The organism is Pseudomonas sp. TE12508 (genome assembly GCF_056279485.1).
The window spans coordinates 380,724-389,233 of sequence record NZ_JBWCCN010000003.1 but is presented as its reverse complement, the minus strand read 5'-3'; the positions used below and the strand labels follow the sequence as shown (position 1 = coordinate 389,233).

The window sequence follows — 8,510 nt, the reverse complement described above, 5'->3', positions numbered from 1 at the left end:
GCAGCGATGGCGTTGCCAGTGCCGTGCAATCGTTGAAGGCTGGCGAGAGTCACAATGAAGTGTTCACCGTGCAGGTCAGCGACGGCCTCGGCGGCGTCGACACTCAACTGGTGACCGTTACTGTCACCGGTACTAACGATGCCGCGGTGTTGTCCGCCGACATCGCCAACCTCACCGAGACCAATGCCCCACTGACCACCAACGGCACCCTGACCATCAGCGACGTCGACAGCGCCGCAACCTTCGTCGCCCAACCCAACACCGCCGGCAGTTACGGCCAATTCTCCATCGGCACCAATGGTGCCTGGAGCTATGTCGCCAACTCCGCCCACAACGAGTTCGTCGCCGGCACCACCTACACCGACACCTTCGTCGTGAGCAGTGCCGATGGCACCGTCACTTCGGTCACCGTGCATATCCTCGGCACCAACGATGCCGCCGTGTTGTCCGCCGACATCGCCAATCTGACCGAAACCAATGCCCCACTGACCACCAACGGCACGCTGACCATCAGCGATGTCGACAGCGCCGCGACCTTCGTCGCCCAACCCAACACCGCCGGCAGTTACGGCCAATTCTCCATCGGCACCAATGGTGCCTGGAGCTATGTCGCCGACTCCGCCCACAACGAGTTCGTCGCCGGCACCACCTACACCGACACCTTCGTCGTGAGCAGTGCCGATGGCACCGTCACCTCGGTCACCGTCAATATCCTCGGGACCAACGACGCAGCGGTGTTGTCCGCCGACATCGCCAACCTGACCGAAACCAATGCCCCGCTGACCACCAACGGCACGCTGACCATCAGCGATGTCGACAGCGCCGCGACTTTCGTCACGCAAACCAACACCGCCGGCAGCTATGGCCAATTCTCCATCGGCACCAATGGTGCCTGGAGTTATGTCGCCAATAGCGCCCACAACGAGTTCGCCGCCGGCACCACCTACACCGACACCTTCGTCGTGAGCAGTGCCGATGGCACCGTCACTTCGGTCACCGTCAATATCCTCGGGACCAACGACGCCGCGGTGTTGTCCGCCGACATCGCCAACCTCACCGAAACCAATGCCCCGCTGACCACCAACGGCACCCTGACTATCAGCGACGTCGACAGCCCGGAAACCTTCCAGGCCCAGTCCGGTACCGCCGGTGCCAACGGAACCTTCACCATCGATGCCGCGGGTAACTGGAGCTATACCGCCAACTCGGCCTTCGACGCACTCAATGTCGGCGACAACCTGACCGACACCTTCACGGTACTCAGTGCCGACGGCACGGCGACCTCGGTGGCCGTCACCATCAAAGGCAGTAACGACACCGCCGTGCTGTCCTCGGCCAGCGTCACGCTGACCGAAACCAATGCCCCGCTGACCACAGCTGGCACCCTCACCATCAGCGACGTCGACAGCCCGGAAACCTTCCAGGCCCAGTCCGGTACCGCCGGTGCCAACGGAACCTTCACCATCGATGCCGCGGGTAACTGGAGCTATACCGCCAACTCGGCCTTCGACGCACTCAATGTCGGCGACAGCCTGACCGACACCTTCACGGTACTCAGTGCCGACGGCACCGCGACTGCGGTGACGGTGACCATCAACGGCAGCAACGACTCGCCAACAATCACCTCCAACGGCGGTGGTACGACGGCTTCGGTCAGCGTGGCGGAGAACACGACGGCAGTTACAACGGTGGTAGCAACCGACGTTGATCTTCCGGCACAAACACTGAGCTACAGCATCGTCGGCGGAGCGGATGCCGCGAAGTTCTCGATCGTTTCAGGCACGGGTGCGCTGAGCTTTGTCTCTGCGCCCAACTTTGAAGCGCCGACTGATTCGGGAACCAACAACGTCTATGACGTGATTGTGCGGGCGTCGGACGGCACGTTGTTTGACGACCAGGCGATCGCGGTGACCGTGACGGGGGTCAACGACAACAGCCCGGTGATCACCTCCAACGGTGGTGGTGCAACGGCTTCGGTCAATGTGGCGGAGAACAGCACGGTGGTCACGACGGTGGCAGCGATCGACGCCGATCTGCCGGCGCAAACCCTGAGCTACAGCATCGTCGGCGGAGCGGATGCCGCGAAGTTCTCGATCGTTTCAGGCACGGGCGCGCTGAGCTTTATCTCTGCACCCAACTTTGAAGCGCCGACTGACTCGGGAATCAACAACGTCTATGACGTGATTGTGCGGGCGTCGGACGGCACGCTGTTTGACGACCAGGCGATCGCGGTGACCGTGACGGGGGTCAACGATAACTCCCCGGTGATCACCTCCAACGGTGGTGGTGCGACGGCTTCGGTCAATGTGGCGGAGAACACCACGGCGGTCACGACAGTAACGGCGACCGATGCTGATCTTCCGGCGCAAACCCTGAGCTACTCGATCCTGAATACGGCCGGGACGGACTTCAGCAAGTTCTCGATCAGTTCAAGCGGGGTGCTGACGTTCAATTCGGCGCCGGATTACGAGAATGCCCAGGATGTCGGTGATGCTGACGGTGACAATGCCTATGTTGTGGACGTTCTGGTGGCCGACGGCAATGGCGGAACCGACACGCAGACGATTACCGTAAACGTGCAGAACGTAGTTGAGACTCCAGTTGATACCGTGGCGCCGACTGTGACAGTGACGGGGACAGCCTTAGGGAATGTGATCAACCCTTTCCCTTCAACGTCGACAGTCACATTCCAGTTCAGTGAGGTTGTGAGCGGTTTCGACCTTTCGGACGTCACGGTAACAACAACGAGCGGAACGCCCCGCGGAACCTGGAGTAACTTCACGCAGGTAGACGGCGATACCTACACGGCAACGCTGACTAGAACACAATCCGGTAGCGTGAAAGTCGACGTTACCGCGAACAGCTACACCGACCTGGCGGGGAATGCTGGTGCTGCGGGAGGCAGTGCAAATCTTCCGGCAGGCGTTGCCGGCGAACCCATCAATCTAGCCCTCACTACTCCATCGGCCGATATTAGCGGTCCGATAACGGTGTCAATCAGCGGTGTTCCCTCGGGATGGATATTCAATGCGGGAACCGACAACGGCGACGGCACCTGGACCGTGCAGACCAGCGATCCTGGCGCATTGACTGTGACAACCCCAAGCGACTTCGCGGGAGCGTTGGTGCTTGATGTCAACATGTACTGGAGCAATAGTGACGGCAGCGACGGTAGTGCTTATGTGTTCAACAACATCGAAGTCTATGCCCCCGACGCACCAATCTTCGCCTTGTCCGCTGACGACAACCTGACTGGCTCGTCCGGTGCCGACACTTTCGTCTTCGCTCAGCCGATCGGCAACAACCAGATCTACAGTTTCGATGTCACGGCAGACAAGATCGACCTGATCGGCTTCGCGGGCGTCACCGGTTTTGCTGACTTGAGTATCGCTAACGACGCCAATGGCAATGCGCTGGTCAGCATCAGCTCCGGCCAGTCGGTCACCCTTAAAGGTGTCGATGCGGCGGACTTGAGCGAAGCGAACTTCCAGTTCGATGTGGACCCGGTCATGACCAATACCGGTACCCTCACCATTGCCGACGGCGCGATCATGCCGTTCGGTGGCAGCATTCATAACAGCGGCACCATCGAACTCGGCTCCACCGGCAGCGAGACCAATCTTGAGATTCTGTTCCGCGGTGCAACCTTGACCGGTGGCGGCCAGGTACTGCTATCCGACAGCGCGCAGAACGTGATTTTCGGTGGCAGCGCCGACACCGTGCTGACCAACGTCGACAACCGCATTTCCGGCGCCGGCCAGTTGGGCGCCGGGCAGTTGGTATTGGTCAATGCAGGCCTGATCCTGGCCAGTGGGCTGAACAGCCTGGTGCTCGACACCGGCACCCACACCATCACCAACAGCGGCGTGCTGGAATCCACGGGTGAAGGCGGCATGACGGTGGCCAGTGCGGTCGAAAACTCCGGTCACTTATGGGCCAACGGTGGCGACATGCGCCTGCTGGCCGACGTGATGGGCAACGGCAGCGCCACCATCGACGGCGACGCGACCCTGACCTTTTCCGGCGCAGCACACGGGTCCGTCGCCTTCCACGGCGACGGTGCGGGCACGCTGGTAATCGCACAGGCCGAAGCGGCGGGTTCCTTGGTCGGCATCCTCGGTCTGGAAAGCGATGACATGCTGACCTTCGGCGATCTCGCCTTCGGCGCCAACACCCAGCTCAGCTACAGCGCCAACGCCTCTGGCAGCGGCGGCCTGCTGACGGTGGACGACGGCATGCACCGGGCCGAGGTGAACCTGCTAGGGCACTACACAGTGGAGGACTTCCAGGTCTCCGACGGCGAGGCCGGTACCCAGGTCAGTTACAACGGAGCATCCAGTGGCACACTCGTAGGCAGCATGGCGGCAGACGTACTCAGTGGCGGCGACGGCAACGACATCCTGGCGGGTCGTGGTGGGGAGGACACGCTCAGCGGTGGCGCGGGAGCCGATATGTTCGCCTATCTCAACGCGGCGGAAGGCGGGGACACCATCCTCGACTACAACTTCGCCGAAGGCGACGCACTCGACCTCTCTGCCCTGCTCAGCGCCAACTTCGTTAGCGGTATCAGCCAGGCGTCCGACTTCGTCCAACTGGCGCAATCAGGCAGCGACATCACCGTGAAGGTGGATGCCGATGGTGCAGCCAATGGTACGAACTTCGCCGATGTGGCGGTCCTTGCCAACACGGGCACAAGCGGTACCGATCTGGTGCGCACCTGGTTTGGGGAGGCTGACCATACGCTGACGGCTTGATGTTGGGCTGGAGACGAATCCACCGCTGCAGACAACCACAAAAAAGCCCCACCAGATCACTCTGCGTGGGGCTTTCAAATAGGTGGTGTCCCAGGGCAGGTTCGAACTGCCAACCTTCCCCTTAGGAGGGGGATGCTCTATCCAATTGAGCTACTGAGACACAAGTCGCCCGCAAAGAAATGCGCAGCGATGGACGGCGTGCATGTTAACGGGCAGGCCCGCTTTTGTCATGTCGTCCGTAGGGCTTTTTAAGTGTAGGCAGACGCCTCACGAGAGCGTGGCTTTGTTTACCGTGCAAATTGCATAACCGCAAAATGCCATCATTGCAAAATGCAATGCGGGGATTTTGCAAAAATATCTTAATTCATTGTTTTTAAAGGATTTAATAGCCGTTAAACTTTTGGCATGCAGGCTGCTTCGGCTGTTCTCACAGAACACAGGAGGTCAGCCCCATGAACAGCGCTCTGTTAGTCGCAAACGCGGTCGCTTTGGCGGTTCTGGTGGGTTTTCATTTCTTCCCCGAAAACGATGTTGCGACGATTGCTCAACGCATCCCCCATTACCTGCAACTGCAAAAAACACCGCAGTTGGCAGTCCTGAGCGATCAACGCGGTTTTGTCAGCCAAGAGGTGAGCCAAGAGACTATTCAGTTGCGCACACAGTCTTTCGAACGCTTGGTATTTTGAAATCACCCCATCAGGAGCACAGCATGTCTAAATCAGCCGCAGGATTTTTCGTCCTCGCCTTACTGAGTGGCATCCTTCATTTGTCATTGGTCGGGGACACGGTCGTCACCCTGCCCCTGATTGCTTGCGCCGTGTTCGGTACGCTGTTCGTGCTGGCGCTGATCGCCGGGCGCAAGATCAAGTTCGATCCGGTTTTGCGCTGAGGTTCAGCAGCTCCAGAAGATTGGCGACAGTTACAGTAAGGTCGCCGGAGTTATCGAGTTGACAGATCTGCATACCATCGATTGGCTCATCAGCCGTAAACAGCGCATTACGGCGCAGTCTTGCTTCAATTTCTGCCGGGCTCTCACGCCCCCGCCGTAAAAGGCGCTCGCGCAGGGCTTCATCCTTGACCGTCAATAGCACCGGCAATAGCGTGGGATAGCGCTGTTGCGCTTCTGCCAGGTGCCCGCGCGAACCGTTGATCAACACATCGCGACCATCCGCGAGCCATTGGTCTACGCGCACAGGAATACCGTAATTGAGCCCATTGGCCTGCCACGACAGCGCAAAATCTCCTTCGGCCCTGCGTTGTTCGAACTCTTCGCGGGACACCTCGATGGCGTCTTCACCCACCGATTCCGCCGAGCGTGTGATAACGCGACGCACGACTTCACAATTGCGTGCGCGCAGCGGCTCGCGAGCGGTTTCGATAAGGCTGTCCTTGCCGGATCCCGAAGGCCCCATTAAATAAATTAGCCTGCCACCCATCCTGAAATCATCCCGCGCCATACGCCCAGACTAGTAAATCGGCCATTTGCCACTATCCTGTATAAGGTAAGGAACAAGGATCGAATCCGCATAGCATGCACCTTCAGGCGTCTTCGGGCATCACCTGTCGGGCAAGAGGACGCGGTCAGTCATTCGGACTCATGGATTATTTTCAAACCAGTCCGCATTTCTGGTAATAGGTGCTGGCATTAAGCCTTTACCCAGATCAATATTTGTCACAGAATTGACGCCAATGATCTGGCTAATTTGAGGCATGATACGCGCCTCTATCAATTCAGGTTGAACATTTGGCCGGAGTGCTTGTCCTATCTGACATCCTGCGGCCTATCCCGAGAACCGCTCCCCTGAACTAACCGGTTAAATATATGCGCCCATTGAAACAGGCAATTTATTCCAGCCGTACGGCTGACAAGTTCGTCGTACGTCTGCCAGACGGAATGCGTGAACGCATTGCCGAGGTGGCTCGCAATCATCATCGCAGCATGAACTCCGAAATCATCGCGCGCCTTGAGCAGAGTCTTATTCAGGAAGGCGCGTTGGGTGAAGAGTTGAGCATGCGCCTGGACAGCCCCGAACTGTCTTTGCATGAACGCGAACTGCTGCAGCGCTTCCGCCAGCTCTCCCACCGCCAGCAAAACGCTCTGGTTTCGCTGATCGCCCATGACGCCGAAATGGCCGCAGACGCTTCCTGATTCATCCCGAAAGCTCAAGCCAGCGTAATTGCTGGCTTTTTTTTGCCTGAAATTTGGCTAAAAAAAACCCGCCGATTGGCGGGCTCTTTTAAAACAGGACATCAAAGCAGGAAAATCGTCGCCAGCCCGAGGAAGATGAAAAAGCCGCCACTGTCAGTCATGGCCGTGATCATCACACTGGCACCCATTGCCGGGTCGCGCCCAAGCCGCGCCAGGGTCATCGGAATCAAAACCCCCATCAACGCCGCAAGCAACAGGTTAAGCGTCATGGCGGCGGTCATCACCACGCCCAGGGACCAACTGCCATAAAGCAAATAGGCTACCACACCAATCACGCCGCCCCAGACCAGACCATTGATCAGGCCAACCGCCAACTCCTTGCGCATCAGCCGCGACGTATTGCCGGTACTGACCTGGTCCAGCGCCATGGCCCGAACGATCATGGTGATTGTCTGGTTACCCGAGTTGCCACCGATACCGGCAACGATCGGCATCAATGCCGCGAGTGCTACCAGTTTCTCGATGGATCCTTCGAACAGGCCGATCACCCGGGATGCAATGAACGCGGTGATCAGGTTTATCGCCAGCCAGGCCCAACGGTTGCGCAGGGACTTCCAGACTGATGCGAAAATATCTTCTTCTTCACGCAGACCCGCCATGTTGAGAACTTCGTTTTCGCTCTCTTCACGGATCAGGTCGACCATTTCATCGATGGTCAGACGACCGATCAGCTTGCCGTTCTTGTCGACTACCGGCGCCGAGATCAAGTCATAACGTTCGAATGCTTGCGCTGCCTCGTAAGCATCTTCATCCGGATGAAAACTCACCGGGTCGCTGGCCATGACTTCCGACACCTGCTTTTCCGGGTCGTTGACCAGCAGACGCTTGATCGGTAACACACCCTTGAGCACGCCGTCGTAATCGACCACGAACAGTTTGTCGGTGTGGCTTGGCAGTTCTTTGAGACGACGCAGGTAACGCAAAACCACTTCGAGACTGACATCCTCACGGATAGTCACCATCTCGAAGTCCATCAGCGCACCGACCTGCTCCTCGTCATAGGACAACGCGGAGCGGACGCGCTCACGCTGTTGATTATCGAGGGTTTCCATCAGCTCGTGGACGACGTCTCGCGGCAGCTCGGATGCCAGGTCAGCGAGTTCGTCGGCATCCATGTCCTTGGCCGCCGCCAAGAGCTCGTGATCGTCCATGTCGGCGATCAGGGTTTCACGAACCGAATCGGATACTTCGAGCAGAATGTCGCCGTCGCGATCAGCCTTGACCAATTGCCAGACTGTCAGGCGATCGTCCAGCGGCAAGGCTTCAAGGATGTAGGCAACGTCGGCGGAATGCAGATCATCGAGCTTGCGTTGCAACTCGACAAGGTTTTGCCGGTGAACCAGGTTCTCGACCCGGTCGTGATGCGGACCTTCCTGGCGATGAGTCAGGTCTTCGACCACTCGCTGGCGCTGCAGCAGCTCAACGACTTGAGCGAGGCGGTCCTGCAAGCTTTCCTGCGTTTTCTTTACTTCAGCTTCAGACATAGGCGAACTCCACTCCCAGCAGCGGGGCACGCCGGAAGGATCAATCAGTCAATTCATGATTGT

6 protein-coding genes and 1 tRNA gene are annotated in these 8,510 nt (G+C 58.5%); 4 read left to right on the top strand and 3 right to left on the bottom strand.

The genetic code is table 11. The annotated features are described in order from the left end of the window. On the top strand, positions 1-4,754 hold a 4,754-nt coding region (locus tag ACZ9IM_RS06200), incomplete at its 5' end, for a beta strand repeat-containing protein (protein WP_476223556.1). A gap of 83 nt (positions 4,755-4,837) precedes the next feature. Here the strand turns inward: ACZ9IM_RS06200 and ACZ9IM_RS06195 are convergent. After that, positions 4,838-4,914: transfer RNA gene (locus ACZ9IM_RS06195), tRNA-Arg, on the bottom strand. A gap of 292 nt (positions 4,915-5,206) precedes the next feature. Here ACZ9IM_RS06195 and ACZ9IM_RS06190 point away from each other — a divergent pair. Both ACZ9IM_RS06190 and ACZ9IM_RS06185 read left to right on the top strand, forming a co-directional pair. Then, complete coding sequence (locus tag ACZ9IM_RS06190) at positions 5,207-5,440, top strand: hypothetical protein (RefSeq protein ID WP_427625516.1); 234 nt, start codon at positions 5,207-5,209, stop codon at positions 5,438-5,440. A gap of 23 nt (positions 5,441-5,463) precedes the next feature. Next, the gene (locus ACZ9IM_RS06185) at positions 5,464-5,643 is read left to right on the top strand and encodes a PA3371 family protein (RefSeq protein WP_008071818.1); all 180 of its coding nucleotides are present in this window, start codon (positions 5,464-5,466) and stop codon (positions 5,641-5,643) included. Here the strand turns inward: ACZ9IM_RS06185 and phnN are convergent. After that, the gene (gene phnN, locus ACZ9IM_RS06180) at positions 5,618-6,190 is read right to left on the bottom strand and encodes a phosphonate metabolism protein/1,5-bisphosphokinase (PRPP-forming) PhnN (RefSeq protein WP_476223565.1); all 573 of its coding nucleotides are present in this window, start codon (positions 6,188-6,190) and stop codon (positions 5,618-5,620) included. The genes ACZ9IM_RS06185 and phnN overlap by 26 nt on opposite strands. Positions 6,191-6,576: 386 nt before the next feature. Here phnN and ACZ9IM_RS06175 point away from each other — a divergent pair, with 386 nt between their 5' ends. Next, positions 6,577-6,903: an Arc family DNA-binding protein gene (locus ACZ9IM_RS06175; RefSeq protein WP_003178899.1), complete on the top strand. Its 327-nt coding sequence runs from the start codon at positions 6,577-6,579 to the stop codon at positions 6,901-6,903. Positions 6,904-7,004: 101 nt separating this feature from the next. Here the strand turns inward: ACZ9IM_RS06175 and mgtE are convergent, their stop codons facing one another. After that, complete coding sequence (gene mgtE, locus ACZ9IM_RS06170; RefSeq protein WP_008071822.1) at positions 7,005-8,447, bottom strand: magnesium transporter; 1,443 nt, start codon at positions 8,445-8,447, stop codon at positions 7,005-7,007. Positions 8,448-8,510: the final 63 nt, after the last annotated feature.

Coding starts and splice junctions, on each gene's coding strand:
- phnN (WP_476223565.1), bottom strand. CDS start 6,190: ATGGGTGGCAGGCTAATTTATTTAATGGGGCCTTCGGGATCCGGCAAG.
- ACZ9IM_RS06175 (WP_003178899.1), top strand. CDS start 6,577: ATGCGCCCATTGAAACAGGCAATTTATTCCAGCCGTACGGCTGACAAG.
- mgtE (WP_008071822.1), bottom strand. CDS start 8,447: ATGTCTGAAGCTGAAGTAAAGAAAACGCAGGAAAGCTTGCAGGACCGC.
- ACZ9IM_RS06190 (WP_427625516.1), top strand. CDS start 5,207: ATGAACAGCGCTCTGTTAGTCGCAAACGCGGTCGCTTTGGCGGTTCTG.
- ACZ9IM_RS06185 (WP_008071818.1), top strand. CDS start 5,464: ATGTCTAAATCAGCCGCAGGATTTTTCGTCCTCGCCTTACTGAGTGGC.